The organism is Mesorhizobium sp. B1-1-5, from assembly GCF_006443065.1.
Classification (GTDB): domain Bacteria; phylum Pseudomonadota; class Alphaproteobacteria; order Rhizobiales; family Rhizobiaceae; genus Mesorhizobium.
In genome coordinates, this window is sequence record NZ_VFWS01000002.1 from 51,053 (window position 1) to 72,879 (window position 21,827).

Annotated in this window: 16 protein-coding genes and 1 pseudogene; 4 read left to right on the forward strand and 13 right to left on the reverse strand. The window is 62.4% G+C overall.

Annotated elements, in window-relative coordinates; all coding sequences use genetic code 11:
- Positions 1–24 precede the first annotated feature (24 nt).
- The 5 genes from FJ980_RS01300 to FJ980_RS01320 form a co-directional block, all read right to left on the reverse strand.
- A complete protein-coding gene (locus tag FJ980_RS01300; protein ID WP_140541162.1) occupies positions 25–1,392 on the reverse strand; it encodes an FAD/NAD(P)-binding oxidoreductase in 1,368 nt (455 codons plus the stop codon).
- Positions 1,389–1,691 (reverse strand): (2Fe-2S)-binding protein, encoded by a 303-nt coding sequence (locus FJ980_RS01305; RefSeq protein ID WP_140541163.1) that lies wholly within the window; start codon positions 1,689–1,691, stop codon positions 1,389–1,391. The genes FJ980_RS01300 and FJ980_RS01305 overlap by 4 nt, the downstream gene beginning before the upstream one ends.
- Entirely contained in the window at positions 1,688–3,673 is a 1,986-nt protein-coding gene (locus FJ980_RS01310) for a hydantoinase B/oxoprolinase family protein (RefSeq protein ID WP_140541164.1), read from the reverse strand. The genes FJ980_RS01305 and FJ980_RS01310 overlap by 4 nt, the downstream gene beginning before the upstream one ends.
- A gap of 4 nt (positions 3,674–3,677) precedes the next feature.
- Complete coding sequence (locus FJ980_RS01315) at positions 3,678–5,756, reverse strand: hydantoinase/oxoprolinase family protein (RefSeq protein WP_140541165.1); 2,079 nt, start codon at positions 5,754–5,756, stop codon at positions 3,678–3,680.
- Positions 5,757–5,845: 89 nt separating this feature from the next.
- Positions 5,846–6,751: a LysR family transcriptional regulator gene (locus FJ980_RS01320; RefSeq protein ID WP_140541166.1), complete on the reverse strand. Its 906-nt coding sequence runs from the start codon at positions 6,749–6,751 to the stop codon at positions 5,846–5,848.
- Positions 6,752–6,869: 118 nt separating this feature from the next.
- On the opposite strand from FJ980_RS01320, the gene FJ980_RS01325 reads away from it, so the two are divergent.
- The 3 genes from FJ980_RS01325 (at position 6,870) to FJ980_RS01335 (ending at position 11,797) form a co-directional block, all read left to right on the forward strand.
- Entirely contained in the window at positions 6,870–8,000 is a 1,131-nt protein-coding gene (locus tag FJ980_RS01325; protein WP_140541167.1) for an FAD-binding oxidoreductase, read from the forward strand.
- 2,075 nt (positions 8,001–10,075) lie between these two features.
- Entirely contained in the window at positions 10,076–10,732 is a 657-nt protein-coding gene (locus FJ980_RS01330; protein WP_140541168.1) for a hypothetical protein, read from the forward strand.
- Positions 10,733–10,768: 36 nt separating this feature from the next.
- Complete coding sequence (locus tag FJ980_RS01335; protein ID WP_140541169.1) at positions 10,769–11,797, forward strand: hypothetical protein; 1,029 nt, start codon at positions 10,769–10,771, stop codon at positions 11,795–11,797.
- Positions 11,798–12,453: 656 nt separating this feature from the next.
- Here FJ980_RS01335 and FJ980_RS35225 read toward each other — a convergent pair.
- Positions 12,454–12,645: a hypothetical protein gene (locus tag FJ980_RS35225; RefSeq protein ID WP_246676265.1), complete on the reverse strand. Its 192-nt coding sequence runs from the start codon at positions 12,643–12,645 to the stop codon at positions 12,454–12,456.
- 229 nt (positions 12,646–12,874) lie between these two features.
- On the opposite strand from FJ980_RS35225, the gene FJ980_RS01345 reads away from it, so the two are divergent.
- Positions 12,875–15,175: an FdhF/YdeP family oxidoreductase gene (locus FJ980_RS01345; protein WP_140541171.1), complete on the forward strand. Its 2,301-nt coding sequence runs from the start codon at positions 12,875–12,877 to the stop codon at positions 15,173–15,175.
- Between the two features lie 2 nt (positions 15,176–15,177).
- On the opposite strand, the pseudogene FJ980_RS01350 reads toward FJ980_RS01345, so the two are convergent.
- The 7 genes and pseudogenes from FJ980_RS01350 to FJ980_RS01380 all read right to left on the reverse strand — a co-directional run.
- A pseudogene (locus FJ980_RS01350) lies at positions 15,178–15,479 on the reverse strand (isochorismatase family cysteine hydrolase); the annotation flags it as partial.
- 33 nt (positions 15,480–15,512) lie between these two features.
- Complete coding sequence (locus FJ980_RS01355) at positions 15,513–16,457, reverse strand: cytochrome c oxidase assembly protein (protein WP_140541172.1); 945 nt, start codon at positions 16,455–16,457, stop codon at positions 15,513–15,515.
- Positions 16,457–17,053: a cytochrome c oxidase subunit 3 gene (locus FJ980_RS01360; RefSeq protein WP_140541173.1), complete on the reverse strand. Its 597-nt coding sequence runs from the start codon at positions 17,051–17,053 to the stop codon at positions 16,457–16,459. The genes FJ980_RS01355 and FJ980_RS01360 overlap by 1 nt, the downstream gene beginning before the upstream one ends.
- Positions 17,054–18,967, reverse strand: coding sequence for a cytochrome c oxidase subunit I (gene ctaD / locus FJ980_RS01365; protein ID WP_140541174.1), 1,914 nt, complete (start codon positions 18,965–18,967; stop codon positions 17,054–17,056). It lies immediately after the preceding gene.
- Entirely contained in the window at positions 18,964–20,037 is a 1,074-nt protein-coding gene (gene coxB, locus FJ980_RS01370; RefSeq protein WP_181181070.1) for a cytochrome c oxidase subunit II, read from the reverse strand. The genes ctaD and coxB overlap by 4 nt, the downstream gene beginning before the upstream one ends.
- A 159-nt stretch (positions 20,038–20,196) precedes the next feature.
- Positions 20,197–21,297, reverse strand: a complete 1,101-nt coding sequence (locus FJ980_RS01375) for a c-type cytochrome (RefSeq protein WP_246676266.1) — start codon at positions 21,295–21,297, stop codon at positions 20,197–20,199.
- 68 nt (positions 21,298–21,365) lie between these two features.
- Positions 21,366–21,818, reverse strand: coding sequence for a c-type cytochrome (locus FJ980_RS01380; RefSeq protein WP_140541177.1), 453 nt, complete (start codon positions 21,816–21,818; stop codon positions 21,366–21,368).
- Positions 21,819–21,827 lie beyond the last annotated feature (9 nt).

Consider the following 21,827-nt stretch of genomic DNA (forward strand, 5'->3'; position numbering starts at 1 on the left):
CTCGCCACGACTTTCGCGCTCGCATCAGCCCTCCTGGAGAAAAGCGCCGACAGGCGCGGGCCGCACAGGCGCCTGTCCGCGAAACCGGCCGACATCCTTTGGCGCGCATCCGGCCTGCGCCGTGATGACTTCGACGGCGGCCGGCAGGCAATAGCGTCCCTGGCAGCGGCCCATGCCGACGCGCGACAGCGATTTCACTCGGTTGGCCTCGCCGCCGCCATGCTCCACGCTCTCACGTATGCTTCCCGCGGTCACGTTCTCGCAGCGGCAGACGATCGCATCGTCGGGGAGTGCCCGGGCCATCGCCCCCGGCCACGGAAAGGCGATGGCCAGACCGCGCGCAAAGCGCTTGAGCCGCTTAAGCTTGAGCAGGTCGGCGCCGACGGAAGGCATCGGATGTCCCAGATCGGCAAGGCAGGCTGCCGCCGCGAGCCTGCCGGCGATTTCCGCGCCGTCCGCCCCAAGCAGGCGAGCCCCATCGCCTGCAAGGTAGAGGCCGTTGCCGGCCCGCCCCATCTCGTCGATCTTCGGCAGCCATTGCTGCCACTGCTCGTCATAGGTGAAGGCGCATCCGGCGATATCGGCTAGATGCGTCTCCGCCCGCAGATGCCAGCCCATGCCGATCATGTCGCATGAGGTGACGCGCTCCCTTCCGCCGGCGTCGCGCCAGCGAAACGCCACCACGCCCGACCCGTCGGCCTCGATCCGTTCCAGCGTCACGCCCGCATGGTAGCGACCACCAAGCCGCGCCCGCATAACCAAACCGCGCAACGCGACGGCTGGCCGAGCGGCAAGATCCCACAGGCCTCGCAGTTGCTGGCGCCAGGGGGAGGTGTCGAGCACCGCCACCACATCCGCGCCAGCCTTGACGAGTTGGGCACCAACCAGGGTCAGCAAAGGCCCCGATCCCATAAGGACGATCCGTCGCCCGAGCGCCACGCCCTGCGCCTTGAGCGCGATCTGCGCAGCACCCAGGCTGTAGACGCCGGCGTTCTGCCAGCCTGGAACGGGGGCGACGCGGTCGGACGCGCCGGTGGCAAGGATCAGGCGGTCATAGACGATCATCTGCACGCCGCCCTCCCCCAGCACATGCAGCCGCCCCTCATGCGCGGCGATGACCGAGGTGCCGGCGCAATGGGTGAGCCGCCGCTCTTCGGCCAGTCGGTCGAAGAGCGAATGCAGCGCGCGGGCCTTGGCCGCCTCCGATCCATAGAGCTCTTCCGGCGTACGGGTGAACCCGGTAGCCGGGCGGCGATAGATCTGGCCGCCTGCGCGCTGCCCCTCGTCAATCACAAGCGGATGGAAGCCAGCATCGACTAGCGTCGCCGCAGCCCTGATACCGGCAGGGCCGGCACCCACGATCACGATGCGGGGCGAGGCAACATCGCTCACGGCCAGTTCTCCGGTGGCTGAGTGCGCAGCCGCATGCCCTCGGAGATCAGGGTCGTGCACGCGCGCAGGCGCGGTCCCTCCTCTTGCCAGACCCAGCAATCCTGGCAGGCTCCCATCAGGCAGAAGCCGGCGCGCGGCTCCGATCCGAACTCGGAGTTCCGCAAGGCGTGTCCTGACGCCAGCATGGCGGTCAGCACGGTGTCGCCCGCGAGCGCGCTGCGCCTCTCACCGTCGAGAAGGAAATGCACCTCTGCCCGGTCCCGCTCCGCCAGCCGGACGATGCGGCCGCCCGTGATCATTCCGCAGCCTCCCGCACTGCGCGAGGACGCGGCAGTTCGGGGAAACGCTCGCAGACCGCATCAAAGGCCGCCTGAACGCCCTTCGGCCCGGCGCATCCCTTCATGCGGCGGAAGATCTCGGTCTTGGCGAAGAATCGCCAGTGGATCGGCAAGGCTTCAAGCAGAGCATGGAGCCGGTCGTAGGCGGCGGGCGTCCACTGCGCTTCGTAGCCGTCGCGCTCGGGGCCGAAATGGAAATGGCCGATGGCGGGCGCCCTTTGCGCGCGCAGCTGCTCCGTCGCTTGCTCGTCGACCGCGGTGCCGCGAAAGACGACGCCATAGTCACGCTCGGCCGCAGCCTGCGAGATGTAGCCGCGCCGAACGTCCAGCGCCACCCGCCAGGGCTCGCGCTGATGCGGATCGCCGCGCCCGCCGCCCCCCGCCGAGCGGATTTCCAGCACGTCACCTGGCTGCAGAACCGCCGTGTCGATGTTGCCCAGCCGCCGCTCGTGCTCTGTCCCTGGATTGACGACCATGTCCGAGAGACCGGCCGCCTTGCCGCCCAGCACGCCCCAGGGTCGGAAGAAGCTGCGGTCGCGATTGCGTGCCGTGATCCGGGAGTCGGGCGCGAAGACGCGGAAGGCCATCTCTGTCGCCAGCCCGCCCCGCCACCGCCCGGCGCCGCCGCTGTCCTTGGCGAGGCCATATCTGACGAATTCGACCGGCGTCTCGGTCTCGGTGATCTCGATCGGCGTGTTCTTGAGATAAGCGGCATCCGCCCCCGATCCATTTGTCCCATCGCGATGCGGCATCGCCCCGCCGCCACCCACCACCGGGTTCACCGCCGCGATGACGGTGCGGCTCGTGCGCTCGTCCGTCGTCATGACGTTGACGATGCAGTTGTTGCCGGCCGGCGCAGCGGACATCCGCTCCGGCACGGCCTGCGAGAAAGCGCCGAAGATCACCGAGCGCAGCCGGGCGCATGTGAGCGAACGCATGCCCACGGCGGCCGGGTGGACCGGATTGAGCACCGAACCGAGGGGCGTGATGCAGGTAAACGGCCGGGTGAGGCCCGTGTTGAGCAGGATCTTCGGGTTCAACGTGTAGAGCACATAGTAGACGCCTACCAGCAGCATGGTGTGGCGCGGGTCGCCGCCCGAGGGCACGTTGAGCGAGGAGCCGAGCTGCGGATCGGAGCCGGTGAAGTCGAGCACCGCCTCGTCGCCCCTGATCGTCAGCGTCAGCTTCAGCCGGCAAGGGTTGGCCTCGACCGAATCCTCGTCGGCATAGTCGGCGAATTGCCATATGCCGTCGGGCATGGCGCGCAGCACGTCGCGCGCTTGCGCCTCCGCATGGTCGAGAAGCGCGGAAACGCCTTCGACGAAGCCGGCCTTGCCGAACTTCCGCACCATCGCCTGGATCTTGCGCTCGCCGGTGTTGAGCGCGCCGACCAGTGCCTTGATGTCGCCGATGTTGAGGTCGGGCTTGCGCACATTGGTGCTCATGATCCGCAGGATGGTCTCGTCGAAGACGCCCTCCCTCACCAGCTTCATCGGCGGGAAGCGGATGCCTTCCTGATGGATTTCGGTCAGCCCCCGGCTGAGCGAGGCCGGCACCGCCCCGCCCATGTCGGTGTTGTGGATGTGCCCGCCGGTCCAGGCGACGATCTCGCCGCCGACGAAGACGGGCTTCCACAGATGCGTGTCGGGCGCATGCGTGGCGACGTGGCCGGAATAGGGATCGTTGGTGAACGCAACATCGCCCGGCCGGTAGTCGTCGACCATCGCGATAGCCCGATGATACGAAAGCCCCGGATACCAGGTGGCGCCGAGTTCCATCGGCACGGCGAAAGTCGCGCCCCCACTATCCATCAGCATCACCGTGAAATCCTGCGTCTCCTTGACGAAGGCGGAGTGCGCGGTGCGGTGCAGCGTGTGGGCCATATTCTCGGCCGCCGCGCGGGCATGGTTCGCTAGAACCTGCAGGTTTGTCCGGTCAAACATGGCGTCACTCCGGGAACGTCAGCAGAAGGTTGAGATGGCGGTCGACCCGTGCTTGCGTCCCCGCGGGGATCGCAAACGTGGTGTCTTCCTGAACGACCACGGCAGGCCCATGGAACGTGCTGCCAGGCATGAGGGTCTGCCGGTCGTGAAGGTCGACGGTCTCGACGCCGAGGCCCGTATAGACCGGGAGCCGGCGCGCCGGATTGGCTGGGGCATCAACCTCGTCGATTTGCAGGGAGGAAAGCTTTGGCCCTGCGCCTATGGCGGACAGCCGGATGTTCACAAGCTCGATATCGCCGTCTGGATCGTGAAAATCGTAGAGCTGCTGATGGGTGAGGTGAAAAGCCTGCACGATGGCGGCCATATCGCCATCCGCCAGCCATTGCGGCGAAAGGACGACTTCGATCTCATAGCTCTGCCCGACATAGCGCATGTCGCAGAAGAGGTTGAGTTCCGCGGCCGCGTCATGCCCCTGCTCTGCGAGCCAATGACGCCCCTCACCCGCAAGCGCTTCGAAGGCCTCGCGGATGGCGGGAAGCGACGCTGAGGACAGCGGGCTGAAGATGGTGCGGATAAAATCGCCGCGCAGATCCGCCACCAACCCGCCGAGTGCCGAGACCACGCCGGGGCGGCGCGGCGCCATCACTCGTTTCATGCCGAGTTCGCGGGCGAGGAAAGAGCCGAGCATCGGGCCGCCGCCGCCGAATGGCATCAGCGTGAAATCGCGCAGGTCGACACCAGCGCGCGAGGCGAGTTTCTCGACCTCGACGAACATTTCCGACACCGCGATATCGAGGATTGCCTGCGCGGTCTGCTCGATCGTGCGGCCGAGCCGGGCGGCAAGCTCGCCGACCGCGCGATGCGCCAATCCAGTGTCGATCCGGAGCTGGCCATAGGCCATCTCGCTGTGGCCGAGCCATCCGCACACCACCATGGCGTCAGTCACCGTCGCCCGTTCGCCGCCGCGGCCGTAGCATGCCGGTCCCGGTGCCGAGCCAGCCGATTCCGGCCCGACTCGCAGCACGCCTTGCGCATCGATACTGGCGATCGAGCCGCCGCCCACGCCGATCGAGCTCACCGACACGGATGGAATGTGGAGCGGGAATTCGCCGATCAGTTCGCCGGTGCCGAACTGCGCCTCGCCGTCTATGATCAGCGCGAAGTCGGCCGACGTCCCACCGATGTCGAGGGTAAGGATCTTGTCTTCGCCGGCTTGACGCGCCAGCCACGAGGCGCCGATGACGCCGGAAGCCGTTCCCGACAAAAGCATGTTCACGCATGCGCGCTTGCCTTCGGCGGCGTTCATCAGCCCGCCATTCGATTTCGTCAGCATCGGGCGCGCCGGCACACCGCAGCTCCTCAGCCGCTCTTCCAGCGCTGTCAGATAGCCCGAGACGCGCGGATGGACATAGCCATTGAGAATGGCAGTCGAGCTGCGTTCATACTCGCGGATGACCGGCCACACTTCGGCAGAGGTGAAGACGAAGAGGTCCGGTGCCAGACGGGCGATCGCGGCCTTGACCGAGGCTTCCTGCGCGGCGTTGCGCCAGGCATGGAGGAAGGAAACGATAATCCCTTGCGCTCCGCCTGCTTTCGCAGCCGCAACCGCCCGTTCGACGACGGCGATGTCGGGTGCCTGAGTTTCACTGCCATCGGCACGCATGCGGGCCGGAATGCCGAACACCATATCGCGCGAGATCAGCGGGTCCGGCCGCGCGCAGAACAGCGAATACATGTCCGGCATTCGCAGCCGCGCGAGCTCGACCACGTCCTCGAAGCCGGCATTGGTGAACAACGCGAGCGCGGCGCCCTTGCGCTGGATGATGGTATTGATGCCGACGGTCGTGCCGTGCACGAAGCGCGTCATATGGGTGGGATCGAAGCCTTCACGTTCCGCCAGGAGGGCGAGGCCCGCCATCAGCTCGGCGCCCGGATCGTCCGGCGTCGTCAGCACCTTCAGCGAGGCGACACGGCCGGAACGGGCCTCCAGCGCGCAGAAGTCAATGAATGTTCCGCCGATATCGACGCCGACCTTCCAGTCGGCTTCGTTCTGCGCCTCGTCCGCCGCGATGGCACCGTCCATGATGCGTCCCTTCCTGTCTGCCGACCAAAACTCGCACGAGCGGACGATCAACGTCCAAGATGGATGAGGGGGAAGGATATAAGTCCTGCTTATGCCTTGGCGCGATGCTCACCGAGAACGGCGGAACAAGCCATACGGATTTCGTCGCGCATCATCTCGTCGGCGCGCGACAGGGCCCGGGCACGCGACGTGAGCAGCGCGATCGGAAATTCCGGTCCGGCCGCCAATGGCCTGACAGCAAGGCCGGCGAACTGGTGCCAGGGCAGCAGCGCGTCGACCAGGCCGATACCCAGGCCGGCCTGGACGAAACCGATCGTGGAAATAGAGACGTCGATCTCTAGCGATGGTGAAAGCACCACGCCTTGCGCGCGGGCAGCGTGGGCCAGTTCGTCAGCGGGGCGGGTATTGCCGCGATAGGATATCAGCTCCTCCCCGGCTAGGTCGGCGAGCGTCAGCTCCGTTTTCTTCTGCAGTGAATGCCCGGCAGGCAGCAGGCAGGCGAAGCCGACGCTACCGATCACCTCCGCCTCGATATCGGGAGGCAGCCGGTCGTCCATGGCTACGCCGAGGCTGGCATCGCCGGCGCGCAGCATGTCGACGATCGCGGCGATCGGCGCGCTGTTGGAACGCAGCAAAATGTCCGGATGCTGCGTCCGGAATGCGGTGAAGGCGCGCGGCAATATCGCCATGGCCGGCGGTGGCGAAGCCGCGACCCGCACCAGCCCGGTCCGCCCGAGACGCAGGTCGGTAGTCTTGCGGCGCAAACCTTCCAGGCCCGCCGACAGCCGCTCGGCATCGGCGAAGATCTCGAGCGCCTCAGGCGTCGGCCGCAGCCGGCCTTTGACCCGTTCGAACAGGGTGAAGCCAAGCTCGTCCTCGGTATGAAGCAGTATCTGGCTGAGCGCGGGCTGCGAGATGTTCAGCATCCGCGCCGCGGCGGTCACGGTGCTTGCGCGCATGACGGCGATGAACACTTCGAGCTGCCGGGCCCGCAAATCCCAACTCCATAGGTCGAGCTTATGACTTCCGTCCAAACCCATCTTTGACGCAATGCCGCGGCGCCGACAAGATGGATGCATCCAAGGATCTGCTGCTCTTCGCTAAGGAATGACTATGGATGTGATCGTGCTGGGCGGCGGACTGATGGGGACGGCTTCGGCCTATTTTCTCGCCAGGCGCGGCGCGCGCGTGACGCTGATCGAGCGCCGCCGGATCGGCTCCGGGGCGACCGTCGCTTCGTTCGGTAACATCAGGCGCACGGGCCGCCATTTATCCCAGTTGCCGCTTGCCCATCGCTCGCTCAAGCTCTGGGGCGACGCCGAAAAAATGCTTGGCCGCGACGTCGAATTTCGCGCCACCGGCCACATCCGACTGATTTTCGATGAGGGAAGTCTTGCCGACATGCGGGCCTATGCTCAGGCGGCGCGACCCTGGGGACTGGAGCTGGAGGAACTTGGCCCGCGCGAAATCCGCTCCCGGTTTCGCGGCCTCGGTCCCGAGGCGATCTCTGCGTCATTCTCGCCGCATGACGGCAGCGGCAATCCCCGGCTCATCGCACCGGCCTTTGCCGAGGCTGCCCACAAGCTGGGGGTCGAGATCGTCGAGGATGCCAAGGTCGATAAGATCAGCCACACCGACGCCGGATTCCGTATCGCTAGCTCAAAAGGCGCATTCGCCGCCGAGTACCTGCTCAACACCGCCGGCGCTTGGGGCGCCCGCGTCGCTGCGCAATTCGGAGAAGAAGTTCCACTGGAAGCGCGCGGCCCGCAGATGGGCGTGACAGAGCCGTTGCCGCACCGGATCCTGCCGGTGGTCGGCATATGGACACGCGACAAGGATTATGGGGCCTACCTGCGTCAGGTCGAGCGGGGCAACATCGTCTTCGGCGGCGCGGCCGAAAGGGTGCCGGTGGATCTCGAACCCGGCCACGCAAGAGCCGACCCCAGGCGCCTGCCGTTACAGTTGCGCGCCGTCGCGCGGCTGCTTCCGGCGATCGCAAAGGTCGCGGTCATCCGCACATGGTCCGGATGCGAGGGCTATACGAGCGACATGCTGCCGGTCATGGGGCAGTCGGCAACGACGCCGGGCTTGTTCCATGCCTTCGGTTTCTGCGGGCACGGTTTTCAACTCGGCCCGGGCGTCGGCGAGGCCATGGCCGAACTGATCACGACCGGCCGCTGCGAAACGCCACTCGACGATTTCAGGATCGATCGCTTCGCCGGCGCAACCTGGCCAAGCCACTGAGGTCGCAGCAAACGAGCGACGCACCCACGCGCCCTCTCCGAAAAAGGGCGGAAACGAACGGTAGTGCCTACCCAGGTCCTATCCACCGTTGCTTGCGAGGGGCGCGTAGCTGGCAGGTTCTTAGCAACCATCTCGCCTGCGAGCGCCAGGATCTCGGCGTGGTCCAGTTCAAGCGCAATGACGACCGACGCCGCGACGTTGCTGAACGGTTCGCGGACATCCGCCTTTCTTGCCTGTGAGGGTTTATGAGAAGCCCGTTGATACCAGCGCGCAAACGCAGTGAAGCAACCCAGACCTAGAAAATGTGCGAGTGCTGCCTCCGGGCCTGACGCTACCACGGCGTAAATAGTCGATGTCGAGTTAGATCGAAGCTCCAGCTGAAAGCAAGGACCGGCTTTGAAGCTGCGACCTCGCAGAGTTCGGCACCGCCATTGAATGGCGATGCGAGAGACCGCACGCCTGCCTTGGCCACCACTCATGAATGCAAACGACCGATAACGGCCTGCAACAAAACAAGCACTTACCCTTAAAGGCGGGATAATTCGCGCTCTTACGCCGCACACTTGGTTGATCCATCCAACGGAACCGAGGCGCAAAAGGGCGCTGCTCGGTCGTTCGGATCGAGTCTCAACTGTCAGGTTCGATTTGCCTATGAAACAACAGCTGTCGTTCGGCACCCGCCCTCTTCTGAGGCCGTCACTGCATCTTCGATACCTTGCTGCAACCGGAAATAATCCAGGGGACAAAACCGCAGGTCTCGGGATGCTTGTGGCAGGCAAATGGCAGAAATCGACCCATTAGTGACAAGGCTACGGATAGGCTTAACCGTTCATAGTCGGAAGCTTTCGTAAAATTAGGTGAATGCGAAAGTCTTATCTAGATATAGCTTACTCGGCAGGCATGCTGAATCGATGGGGTGCTCCTGTGCGTTGCCTAGTTTCTTTTTTCCTTTCCGTTGTCGCATTAACCTGGATTTTTCCGGCGTGGGCTGAACCCGACGCGTTGCAATCCTTGTCAGGTGAGTGGCACCAGATCGCTTCCAATGCCGGCAAATGTGCCAATTGCCGCATCATAGTTAGAATGGCCGGTGAAAATTTTTCAGTTAAGGCCAGTAATGGCTGGGCGGCTGTTGTACGTCCGAGTTTTCAAGGGAAGCCCTACGCGGCCGGGAAAGGGAGTTGGGAGCCAAATTCGGGAGGCTCCTACGGAGGGAAGGAATTTTATCTCAATCTCGGGATAGTCAATAATAGGCTCTTGATGCTCATGACCGTGCCCGGTCCAGATGGCAAGCTCAGCAACATCAAGGCAACATTCCAAAAGGAATCCGGAGAATCCCTCTAGAATCGCTGAAGCACCCAGCCGCGGTCGGCGGGCCACGATTGCTGGGCTGCATGATGGGTCAGGTTCTAGCCCTAGGCGCCAAGCGCATCCGAAAGATTCGGCATGCGTGCTTAAATTTGCCTGAGCGTCCGGTTGGAGGCGCAAAGGTGCTGTGCACACTTGGAGGCATGCTGACGCGCGCTATCAGGAATGCACACGCGCAAAAGGGTCGGAGTCTCCCAAATTGTCCGAAAACCGAATCTGGTGTCCTACCTTGTCCATGAGCACGCGCAATTCGGACTGAGGCGCGACCCAGAAAGTTCGAAAAGCTTCCAGGAACCCCACGCGAATCTTAGTCACTAGCGATTTTAGCGCGATCTTTCGACTGCTTTGGGGCCGCTTGCCGACAGTCCGGTTTTGGCCGAGGAATCCGGTAAAGCGGTCATTCGACTGACGACCCCATGTCGGTCGTTCAGCTGCTCGTGAGCAGTCGCTGAAAGCTGCCAATCGTCTTGACTTCGCCTCTGGCACAGTTGGAGCCGAGAGCGGCATGTTCGCTTCTAATGACATGCTGCGTTCTCCTTGGGCGTCTCCGCTCCCATTTAGTTGTGACACGCTTCGGTCAACTGCAGACGTGACTGCGCATCTGCCGCTTAAAGTCAACACTTTCATGTTAGCTCAGCTTAGGAGCCGGTGTGATTAGGCACAATTTTCTGTAATGCTCGGCAAGACTGCATCGCATCGATGGGGGTAAGATGTTGGACGACGAAAACCGCCGCCTCATAATGGATCGGCTTGGCGGGGCGGTGGATGATCTCGTAGCGGACTTGTACTCAGACACCGCAGGCGGTGTCAGTGTGGTGCAGGAAGCCGAGATCACGTCGCGATTGTGCCAGCGCCTGGAAGACAGGCTGGATAACTCGCCGGCAGGAGAATATGTCTTTCGAGTAATAGCCCAGTCATTGCCGGATCGTGGCCCAAACTCGATGGAAAAGCTTTTCGGCGCGGACCTTTTCCTGTCGATCTCGCTCGATGGGGCTGACGGCTTTGACAAAGGCATTTTTATCCAGGCGAAGTATGACCGCAACATCAACCGCACCGAACTGAAAGATGCTTGCCGCCGTATGGAGGCAATAGCAGAACGCCAAGGCGTTTACGTCTGGGTGTATGAACCTGATGGCGTCAAAGTGCTGTCATCGCACCAGGTGAGTCAGATGAAGCAAAACTCTCTCACCGGAATCCAACCACGGACGATGACCGGTTTCACTGGGCGCATCGTGGATTGTTATGCGGGCAGTCGAGCCTGGGGAATTCCGTCTACTGGAGACCGGCGCAAATTGGTCGCTGAGCGCCTACTTGAAGCGAGAGCGAGCAATCTCCTGGACATCAAACTGAAAAAAGATCGAGGCTGACGACCGAAACGCCCGGTCCCCTGACGGATAAACACCATGCTTGTCGATATCTTTGCTCGCCGATACGAAGGAGTTCAGCTTCGTGCAGCGTTTGAGGAGCGGGACAGTCGCCTGCTTGTCCAATCGTTCCGTATCCTGGCGGAGGACCTGGCGCCTTATTACCTGGATGGCCAGGAGAACCCTGCATCCGTCACTTTCTGGACGACGCTTGAAAGCAGCCTGTCACGCGAATTTGGCATGAAAGAGCTTTCCCAACACTGGTCGTCCTATACCACCAACGGGCGACTTCAGACGTTCAAAAATACCCTGCTTTCGGTCTGCGAGAAGTGGCTGACCCAGCCCCCTGCCGGTTCACCAGATACCCACTTAAAAGAGCGCTTGAGCCTCATCGAACTTGGCTTCCGCGCCAAGGAAACCGAAATTGCAGCAATGAATGCGAGGGATATATCGGATGGCGAGAAGCTACTTGCCTCGCTCACCCGCCCGGGACTGAGAGTGCCTGGAAATCCAGAAGACGGCGCCCGCGCTCGACGCGCTATGCGAACGAAGGCATTTCAGACCGCTGTAGACGAATTGAACACTCGCTTCCGCCAAGCCAGATATCCTTTGAATTACCATAACGGCTTCATTCAGATAGTGACCGACGATCTGGTGCAGATCGAGATTGAGACCCCCTTTTGGTCTCGCCTGGCAGCCCGACAATGGCAAAACGTTGACATCGACATGAAAGAGGCGCTCGACCTCCGCGACAGTGACGGCAGGGACCCTGCTTTTTATGCGGCACGAGCGTTGGAAAGCACCATCAAAATCATCTCCGACACCAAAGGATGGACGCACGGAAAAGAGAGGGGTGCCCACAATTACATTGATAACCTCTGCTCTAAGACAAATGCCTTCATAGCCCCTTGGGAAGGCGCCTCGATCAAAGACTTCTTCACCCACGTTCGAAATCCATTCGGGCATGGGGCCGGTAGCTCAACCATGCCGTCGCTGACGAGACCACAAACAGAATGGGCAATCGAGTTCAGTATGAGCTGGATAAAGAACCTGATCCGGCGCATGTAGTGGTGCTTGTCGGCTTCCGTATCTCCGCAATTGGCGCTTTCCTGAAAGGAAACAAAGCGGCTGCTCTCAGGCGATGACGCCTATTGCTTCAACGGCAGACATGGGGGCGCAAAACTGCCGTTCGCGTCGTGGATAGCATTCGGGTCAGACTTTCCCGTCCCCACCGGTCTTTGCAACCCGAGACAGGCCCATCACGCCCGATACTGTAGAAAATATCGCATGCTCTCCGAGCGGCGGGAAGGCGGTAGCGCTCTACCGCTACCATCAATACGGCGTTAGGCTATAGTTCGCGCGCTAAGAGAGCTATATTCTAAACTCGACCCAACATCCGATGCAGCTCGCCGCGTAGCTCGGCATGGACCTCGCCGCGCTTGTCGCCGGCCGTGAGCACGATCTCTCCGATCGACGAGCGCAGCGCAGCGGCGGCCGGACGTCAGTCATTTTTGGCAGGTCAGGCTCCATCTTCATAGCGCTCCCGCAGCGAGCTTGCTCCGCCCGGCAGTGTGGAAGTGCCCTGCTGCGCCAATGCCGCGGCCTCATCATCAACCCGAAAGCCGCCGCAGCGCTTGCCACAATTTGGGTTTCGGGCGTGATCTCGGGCGCCGGCAATCTGCGCAGCGCCGGAGCCGGAACCTGGTCGTTTCGGGCGCGAATACCTATACCGGCCAGACCATCGTCGACAGCGGACCCTTGCGCACGGGATCGGCCAGGCCGTCATCGGCTCGAAGGCCTTCCAGGTCAATGGCGGCACGCTGGACCTCAACAGCTTCGACCAGACGCTGACCACCCTCACCGGCACCGGCGGCACGCTGGCCCTGGGCAGCGCGAAGCTGATGACAGACGGGCACCACCTCAATCGTCCGCTAGGTTGAAGGCTGTCCGGCACCGTCCTTCGGCACTCTTGATGGAGATCGGCAGCGCCTCTTTGGACACAATTGAGCCATCCGACACGACCGTGCGCTACCGTTCGCGAGCCCGAGCACTGGCGGCCTACGATGAGTCACTGACGAGGCAAGCTGGAACAACTGAGGCCCGCTTTGGTTTTCCCTTTGCTTTCCTCTTTTTTGGACGACTCACATGGAACCTGCTGTCACCGATCGCGTCGAGATCAAGAAATACAATCATCCGACCGGCGGATGGGGCTCGCTCAAGTCTCTGATCCGCAACGCGCGGGACCAGGGGCTGCTGCTGTCCGACATATGGAGCACGTTGCTGAAGCAGAACAAGGCGGACGGCTACATGTGCGTCTCCTGCTCATGGGCGAAGCCGGCCGAGCCGCGGCCTTTCGAGTTCTGCGAGAACGGCGCCAAGGCGACGATGTGGGAGCAGACCAGCAGGCGCTGCGAGCCGTCCTTCTTTGCCACCCATAGCGTGACCGAACTCCTGGATTGGCCGGATCACGATCTTGAGAAACAGGGACGCCTGACGGAGCCGATGCGCTATAACCGCGCCACCGACAAATACGAGCCTGTGGCGTGGCCGGACGCGTTCGGCGATATGGGCGCTCAACTCAGGCGCCTCGACCCGAAGTCCGTGGTCTTCTACACGTCCGGACGCGCCTCACTCGAGGCCTCGTTCATGTATCAGCTCTTCGCCCGCATCTACGGCTCTTCGAACCTGCCCGATTCCTCGAACATGTGTCACGAGTCGACGTCGGTCGGCCTACCGGAATCGATCGGCTCTCCTGTCGGAACGGTGCAATTGGAGGACTTCGCCAAATCCGACATGATGTTCTTCTTCGGCCACAATACCGGTGTCACCGCGCCGCGCCTGTTACACCCCATCGAGGACGCTCGCCAGCGCGGTGTCCCGGTGATCACCTTCAACCCTCTGCGGGAGCGGGGCTTGGTGAGATTCAAGAACCCGCAGAACCCGGTCGAGATGCTGTCGCCAGGGCCAGGAACGAAAATGTCGAGCGATTTCTTCCAGATCCGGGCGGGCGGGGATATTGCGGCCATGAATGGTATCGCCAAGGCTGTGCTGGCGCTCGATGACGCAGCCCGAGAGCGAGGCGGAAAACGCGTCCTCGATACCGCTTTCATCGAGGAGCATACATGCGGCTTTGCCGACTTCGAAGCCTATCTGCGCGCGACCGATTGGGAAGACATCGTTCGACGTTCCGGCATCTCGCGGGCTGATCTCGAACATGTCGCTGAAGTATACAGTTCGGCCAATGCGGTCATCGGCAATTACGGCATGGGGCTCACTCAGCATCGCCACGGCACCGAGAATGTGCAGATGCTGTGTAACCTGCTGCTCATGCGCGGCAATATCGGCAAGCCCGGAGCCGGCATATCGCCGTTGCGCGGACACTCCAACGTGCAGGGACAGCGAACGGTCGGCATTTCCGAAAAGCCGGAGCTCGTCCCGCTCGACAAATTTCGCGACTTCTACGGCTTCGAGCCGCCGCGGGATAAGGGGCTCGATACCGTCGAGACGTGCGAGGGCGTGATCGACGGGCGGGTTCGCGGTTTCGTCGGACTCGGCGGTAATTTCGTGCGGGCCGTTCCGGAAACCGGACTGGTCGAGAAGGCCTGGCGGAACCTCGACCTGCATGTCGAGATCGCGACCAAGCTCAACCGCAGCCATTTGATCGCCGGGAAAGTCACGTATCTGCTGCCATGCCTGTCTCGGCTGGAGAAGGACATTCAGGCCAGCGGGCCGCAATGGGTCTCGATGGAGGATTCGACCGCCTGCATTCACGGCTCCTTCGGGTCGCGGCCAAAACCGAGCGAGCATCTCATGTCCGAACCAAGCATTGTCGCGGAACTCGCCAAGGCGACCGTCGCCGGCATGAGTTCGATTCCCTGGGACGACTGGGTCGCTGACTATTCCCGCATCCGCGACGAGATTGAGCGCTGCTTCCCGGCACATTTCAAGGATTTTAACAAACGCTTCCTCACGCCAGGTGGATTCCATCGCGACATCAAGGCGTCGAAGCGCGTCTGGCAGACGCCGAACAAAAAGGCGAATTTCAAGCTGCCCACCACGCTGGAAACCGACCCCGACATCGATGTGTCGGGCGAGGACGTACTGACGCTGATCACAGTACGGTCGAACGACCAGTTCAACACGACCGTGTATGGTTATCGCGATCGGTTGCGCGGCATCATCGGAACGCGAATGGTCTTGCTGATGAACGAGGAAGACATCCGACGGATGGGGCTCAGCGCCGGGCAGGAAGTCGCTCTCGAGGCGCATGCCGATGATGGCGTCGAGCGGCGGGTGGGAGGCCTGCGGGTCACGCCTTACTCCATACCAAGCGGCAACTGCGCCGGCTATTATCCCGAACTCAATCCTTTGATTCCGCTGTGGCACAGGGCTCATAAAGCGCACGTCCCGGCGGCGAAGTCGGTGCCGGTGAGGATCGTCGCATAGCTTCAGGTCCAGCCAGAGAGAATCGTCTCCATGTCGACGGTCTCGACTTGTTGCGCGAAGCGCTGGAGGTAGACGGTCGTCAGGCGTCGTGCGTGGCGTCGGAGGAACTGCAAAGCGCATCGATGACCAGCACGACGCGATAGCCGATGTCGATGGCGCCAAGAACGGTTGCGAGGACGCAAACATCGGTTTCACCGCCGGTGACCACCAGCGTGTCGATTCGGCGTGCCGCAAGCACAGCCTGCAGCTTACCCTCCGGCCAAGGCGAATAGATGGGCTTGTCGATCACCTGTGCCGGTGGACAAACGATGGCAGCGGCGGCAGAAGTGCTAACGGTTTAGTCTCGCATGGAACTCGCAGTACCGGCGACCTTCTTCATGGCGGACGATCCGCTTCCGATCCAAAAAGCCGCCAGGATCAATGCGGCCGCCAAGTAGAAGGCGGAGGCCCCCACCCACATGATCAAGCCACCAAGTTGCTGGTCTTCGAGAACGGTCAGATTCCATTGTGACGCCACTGAGTTCCTCGGAACGAATAGCTTATTTTTTGACAGGGCCAGGATCGCGCCGAGCAGCCCGCAATGCATCGAGGTGAAGAACAGATAGAACACCGACGCGCCGTAGCCTCTCCGGCGCGCCCGGCCATTGAGCAAAGCCCACCAGAAGAGCAGCGCGCTTGCCAAGAAGCTGAAATGCTGCAGCCAGTGCACCGGCTCGCTTGCGAGTGCAGCGTCGAAGAGAACCGGCATGTGCCATGACCAGATGGCAAGGCCGTGCAGGATCGTTGCGGAGGCAGGCTCGGTGAGGCCACGCCATGTTATTCGCACGACCTGCCATCGCGCCGCGCGCGCCAGGCGTCGTCGTATGACGGGCGGGAACGCCCACAACATGGCGCCGAGCGGTCGCGACAGGACAAGCGCAGGGGCAGCGACCACCATCAGGACCTCATGCTCGAGCATATGCGCCGTAAAGAGCCGCTCGCCCAATTCATGCAGCGGCGACATCAGGGCCGCGGCAAGCGCTGACCAGCCTGTCGCGAAGCAGGCCAGTTGCCACCATGCGACGCCGCGCCCCGCTCCCGCCCGCCGCCACAGCCGTGCGACGCCGCCGCTGTAGAGAAGCAGCACGACGCCAAGCGGAACAACAGTCAAGCCGGCGACGGGCCAGGGGCCGGTTCCTTGGCCTGCACCATGTGCGAATGCGGCGGGCGCCGGCATGATGCACAGCGCCGAAACAAATGCTGCGAGCAAAGATGCCTCGCCGGCGGAGCGGGCGATCCGCATCACAACCTCGGCAGCCAATAGAGCACGGCGTAAAGGGGCAGCCATGAGAGCACGACGAAATACCAGTAGAACGCATTATCCTCGGCATCGCTGAAGCGTTTGCCCGTTCCATGCCGCGTGAACATCAGCACGGTCAGGACCAGCGTGTCGGCGACGTCGGTCAGCACATGCACGCCATGAAGGCCGAGAAGGAGCCAGACAAAGGAGCCATAGGCATTGTCGCTCCAGCGTACCGGCAAGGCCGAGAATTCCATGATGCGCAGCCCGATAAGCACCAGCCCAATCGCGCTCATGATCAGCAGCAGCAGACGGACCGAGCGCAAGCTCTCCCGCATCGCTGCTCGCTTGATCAGGAAATTCGGCAGCGCGCTGACGACAAGGACGAGCGTGAAGAGCGCCGACCAGAGCAGGCTCAAGGGCACCGCGTCCTTCGCCCAATCCTTGTTGGTGACGGCCAGGTAGAGATAACCGCCGATGCCGAGGGCGAAGCCAGTTCCCTCCAGCAGGCAGAACGAGAAGGTCCCCCACCAGGGGGTGACACGCGAACCGAAGGCATAGGTCGGCAAACCTGAGACATCGATGACGCTGCGGGCCATCTAAACATTCTCCTCGATCGTTTTCGGCCAGAACCAGGCGACCAGCACGATGGCGACGACGGGCGAACCCCAAGTAATCGCCCAGGGCGTGTAGATCGAGCCGATGAACGCGAGGGCTGTGACAAGCGCCGCCAGAAAGGGCCAGATCGAGGGCGCGGGCGATTCCTCGCGAATGTCGGGCCGGGCCTCGCTGATGCTCGTCACGACCAGCTCGCGCTCATCAACCTTGAGGCCGCCGACCACCGCCCTGTCGTCGCCCTGATCCCATAGCGGCGAGCCGCTGGTGACGCACGGAATGCGATCGAAGTTCTGCGGCCGGGGCGGCGAGCTGGCCGCCCACTCCAACGTGTCGGCGCCCCAGGGATTGTCGCCGGCAAGGGCGCCCGAGCGGGCGCTGGCCATCATGTTGTAGAGCATGAGCAGAAAGCTTGCGAAGAACAGCAGCGCGCCGGCGCTGGCGAGCAGGTTGAGCGCGCCCCAGCCCATCTCCGCGGGATAGGTGTAGACCCTGCGCGGCATGCCACGCAGGCCGAGCAGGTGCATCGGAAAAAACGTGATGTTGAAACCGCTGAAGGCGAGGACGAACTGCCATTTGCCGAGCCGCTCATCCATCAGCCGGCCCGTCACTTTCGGAAACCAGTAATAGACGGCCGCGACAAGCGGAAAGACGGTACCGCCTATAAGCACGTAGTGGAAATGGGCGACGACGAAATAGGTGTCGTGCACCTGCGTATCGATCGGCACCGACGCCAGCATCACGCCCGAGAGGCCGCCGGCGACAAAGATGAAGAAGAAACCGAGCACGAAGATCAACGGCGTCTTGAGCACCGGCTTGCCGTCCCATAGCGTCGCGATCCAGCAGAATATCTGGACCCCGTTCGGAATGGCGATTGCCATGCTGGAGGCGGTGAAGAATGCGGCGCCGATTTCAGGCAGGCCCGTCACGAACATGTGGTGGACCCACAAGCCAAAGGACAAAAAGCCGATCGCGATCAGCGACAGCACCATCGGCAAACAGCCGAAGACCGGCCGCCGGGAGAATGTCGCCACGATCGCCGACACGAAAGCGGTTCCAGGCAGGAAGATGATGTAGACTTCGGGGTGACCAAAGAACCAGAAAAGGTGCTGCCAAAGCAGCGGATCGCCGCCCGCGTCCGGATTGAAAAACTGCGTGCCGACCAGCCGCTCCATGATCAGCATAGACGAGGCGAGCATGATCGCCGGCATGGCGAAGATGATGATGAAGGAATGGACAAGCATCGTCCACACGAAGAGTGGAATGCGGTCAAGCGTCATGCCCGGCGCGCGCTGCTTCAGGACTGTGACGACGATCTCGACCGAGACTGCGAGCGCCGCGACTTCGGTAAAGGTGATCATCTGCGCCCAGTAGTCCGGCCCCTTGCCTGGGGTGAAATTCAGATTTGCGAGGGGCACATAGGAGAACCAGCCGACATCAGGGCGGATGCTCAACGCGAAAGCGCCCCACAACATCAGGCCGCCGAACAGATAGACGTAGTAGGAAAAGGCATTCAGGCGCGGAAAGGCGATGTTGCGGGTGCCGACCATGAGCGGCACCAGATAGACGGCGAACGCCTCGCCGACCGGCACCCCAAACAGGAACATCATCGTTGTGCCATGCATGGTGAAAAGCTGGTTGTAGAGCTCGGCGTCGACGAAGTGGCTGTCCGGTCGTGCGAGTTGCAGCCGCATGATGATCGCCATGATGCCGCCGGCCAACAGGAAGACGAAGGCGGTGACGATATAGCGAATGCCGATGATCTTGTGATCGACTGTCGAGAGAATGCCTATCAGACCACGCGCCGTGCCCCAGGTCTTGCTCAGCCTCGCGCGCAGTTCCTCGTCATCCAGATCGGTGTCACGGGTCTCGTGACGTTCGTCGACCGCCTGGCTCATCGCGAACGCTCCGAAAGGGCGGCGAATGGAGACGATGCCGCGGAAGCAACGACACTTTGCTTCGCAAGATGAGCCATCGTCCTTGCCGGCGCGGCTTGCTTTGCGCGCCAGCGTTCGAATTCGCTCGGCTCCAGCGCCTCCACGAAGATCGCCATATGCGCATGCTGCTGGCCGCAGAATTCGGCACATTGGCCGCGGTACACGCCGGGCTTATCCGCTTGGATATGGAGCTCATTGCTTTTGCCTGGAATGAGATCGAGCTTGCCGGCGAGGCTTGGTATCCAGAACGAGTGGATCACGTCAGCCGTGGTGAGCTTGATGTCGACCGCGCTGCCTACCGGAATGCGAATCTCGTTCGCCGTTTCGAAACCGTTGTTTCCTTCATAGCGGACCTGCCACCACCATTGGTGCCCTATGACGGATATTGTTATGGCCGCCCCGGCCCCGTCTCCGTAAACCGCCCTTTGTCCGTCGAAGCTGAGCACGGCCAGGCCGGAGAGAATGATGACGGTCGATGTCAGCATCGCAGCAAAGGCGATACGCATCGGCCGTTTGACGGCTGGACGCGCTTGCGCCGGTTCGCCGCGACTGTCTCGCCGGCGTGTCAGCGCGAAGAACAACCCGGCCATGGTGACCAGCCAGACAAGTCCGAGCACGGCCGTGAAGATCCAGAACAGAACAGCCAGAGCGTCGGCCCGCTCGCCGTGCGGATCGAGGGCCGATTGCATACCGGTGCAGCCAGAGACGAGAGCGCCGGCGGCAGCCGGAAGGCTGGCCAACGCCCCCCAATTGGGGGCTCTCCGAAACAGACGAAACACAAGATCCGGAACTCGCCGGTCCCGTTCCGTGTTGAGGGCTTCGTAGAGTACCGAAGGGGCCGAGCCGTGAGTCTGAAACGCGATATCAGGATTTTCCGCGAACCAGGCTTCTACGTTGCGACACTCCTCGCCTTCTGCCTGATCGGCGGCGTTCTTCTGTTTTGCGGCATCTACGCGCCATAGCTGCGACAGGGGGCCGGGACAGGCTGCAGTCCCGAAATTCCATGTCTCGTGGGGCCGCCGGAAGTGCATTCAGCCTAGTTCACCCGCAAAGGATGCTTCAGCCGGCTGTCCGCTCAGGCCGTCTGTGCGCTGTTGGAACTGGCAGGATGGCATAAAGTTCCTTGAACCGATTTCGAGGCGCCCTGCTTGGCAGGCGCTCTCGGCCCTGCAATGTTTCCGGGCGACGTACTATGGTGGTTGCTGAGCATCTTCCGCCGGTTTGGAAAAGTAGGCCGATACCGCCCGTATATCGCCGTCCGTGAGGCGTTGGGCGGCAGTCGCCATGATACGCCAGAATGGCGTGCCGCCTCGGCTCTCGGACCGGAACAGCTTCAATTGTTGTTCGAGGTAAGCGGCGTGCTGACCGTCGAGGCGCGGATAGATCGGGTTCTTGTCGGAGCCGATGTGACAGCCGTCACAGGCAGGCACGTTCCGCTCCGGAATTCCGGCTTCTGCGATTTGCCGTCCGCTGTTGATCACCGCTGCCGGGATTTGATCGTGTTCCCCCGAGGCCGGTGGCAGCATCGCAAAATACCGGGCAAGCGCGGCCATTTCGTCAGGAGCTATGCCGGTCACCGGCAGAGCCATGAAGCCGCTCGTGCGGTCTCCTTTGGCATAAGCCTGAAGACTGGCGAGCAGGTAAGCTTCCTTCTGCCCGGCCAGCGCGGGCACGGCCTCACTCCTGCCCTCGCCGTCGCCTCCGTGGCAGCGCATGCAGTCGGAGAGAACATCCGGGGTGGCGGGTTGCCGATCGCTGCCGGTAGCATCGCTGCCATTGAAGGCAAGCGCCCGAAATTCATTCGGATTGAGCTTTGGCAGTTCCCGCAGGAAAGCAACCATTGCCCAGACCTCGTCATCGCGGTCGCGGGCCGGCCAGGCGGGCATGCCGGTGAACCGTATTCCATGCTTGACGATCCGAAAAAGCTGGGCGTCAGTCCAATCTCCGACCGTGCGCGCAAGATCCGGCGGTTGCGGAAGCATCCGCAGCACCGCCGGCGAGCGGAGCTCGCCAGGCGCGCCGTGGCAGATCGCGCAGCCTCGCGCAAAATGTCCGGCTGCCGCCGGGAGCCCCCGCCGGTCGAGCGTTTTCGGCGCGTCCACGGCCAATGCATAAGTGCGTACGGCCGAGCGCATGGCGAGTTGAAGGAACCAGGCCGTCACCTTCCAATGGCCGCTGCTGGCGCCGACGTTGAAAAAGCCGATCCATGCCCCAAGCAACAGGACGACAGGCAAACCGACGGCGCCGAATACGACATGCTTCACGCGGATCATCATCGGCTGGTTCGCCACGCGAACGACGTCTTCTTCGGCAGTAGCATTGGACGACGCTGTCCCGGATTCGGTACGAGAACCAGGCGTCATTGCAAGGCTTTCAAATATCGCGCGATCGTCTGGATTTCGGTTTGCGGCAGCATGTCGAACGCCGGCATTTTCACGCCTGGCTTGAACAGATCAGGGCGAGCGACGAAACGTGCAAAGGCTTCCTCGGTGTTCGGCAGGACCCCGGCGCCGATCGCTGATCGCGATCCGACATGGGAAAGGTCCGGGCCAATCGTCCCGCGGGCCTCGGTGCCTTTTATGGTATGGCATGCACCACAACCGTTGCTCAGGAACAGCGACAGCCCGATGCCCGGCGGTTCCTGGGATGCGGTTGGGTTCGAGGATTGCGGCGCAGCCGAAGTAACGGGCTCGATCGGGGGTTCGACGACCTTCGCTTGTCGATGCCCGAGTTCCTCGGCTGCGACCCCGCTGCTGGCATAGGCAAGGAACCAAAATGCGCAGCCTGCCAGAAGGCCAGCGTTTGCTGACATGACAATCGC

Excerpts from the sequence above, each read along its gene's own strand:
- FJ980_RS01310 (WP_140541164.1), bottom strand. The coding sequence starts at position 3,673 with ATGTTTGACCGGACAAACCTGCAGGTTCTAGCGAACCATGCCCGCGCG.
- FJ980_RS01360 (WP_140541173.1), bottom strand. The coding sequence starts at position 17,053 with ATGGCCCGCAGCGTCATCGATGTCTCAGGTTTGCCGACCTATGCCTTC.
- ctaD (WP_140541174.1), bottom strand. The coding sequence starts at position 18,967 with ATGAGCCAGGCGGTCGACGAACGTCACGAGACCCGTGACACCGATCTG.
- FJ980_RS01330 (WP_140541168.1), top strand. The coding sequence starts at position 10,076 with ATGTTGGACGACGAAAACCGCCGCCTCATAATGGATCGGCTTGGCGGG.
- FJ980_RS01345 (WP_140541171.1), top strand. The coding sequence starts at position 12,875 with ATGGAACCTGCTGTCACCGATCGCGTCGAGATCAAGAAATACAATCAT.
- coxB (WP_181181070.1), bottom strand. The coding sequence starts at position 20,037 with ATGCACTTCCGGCGGCCCCACGAGACATGGAATTTCGGGACTGCAGCC.
- FJ980_RS01335 (WP_140541169.1), top strand. The coding sequence starts at position 10,769 with ATGCTTGTCGATATCTTTGCTCGCCGATACGAAGGAGTTCAGCTTCGT.
- FJ980_RS01325 (WP_140541167.1), top strand. The coding sequence starts at position 6,870 with ATGGATGTGATCGTGCTGGGCGGCGGACTGATGGGGACGGCTTCGGCC.
- FJ980_RS01305 (WP_140541163.1), bottom strand. The coding sequence starts at position 1,691 with ATGATCACGGGCGGCCGCATCGTCCGGCTGGCGGAGCGGGACCGGGCA.
- FJ980_RS01315 (WP_140541165.1), bottom strand. The coding sequence starts at position 5,756 with ATGGACGGTGCCATCGCGGCGGACGAGGCGCAGAACGAAGCCGACTGG.
- FJ980_RS01380 (WP_140541177.1), bottom strand. The coding sequence starts at position 21,818 with ATGTCAGCAAACGCTGGCCTTCTGGCAGGCTGCGCATTTTGGTTCCTT.
- FJ980_RS01355 (WP_140541172.1), bottom strand. The coding sequence starts at position 16,457 with ATGCGGATCGCCCGCTCCGCCGGCGAGGCATCTTTGCTCGCAGCATTT.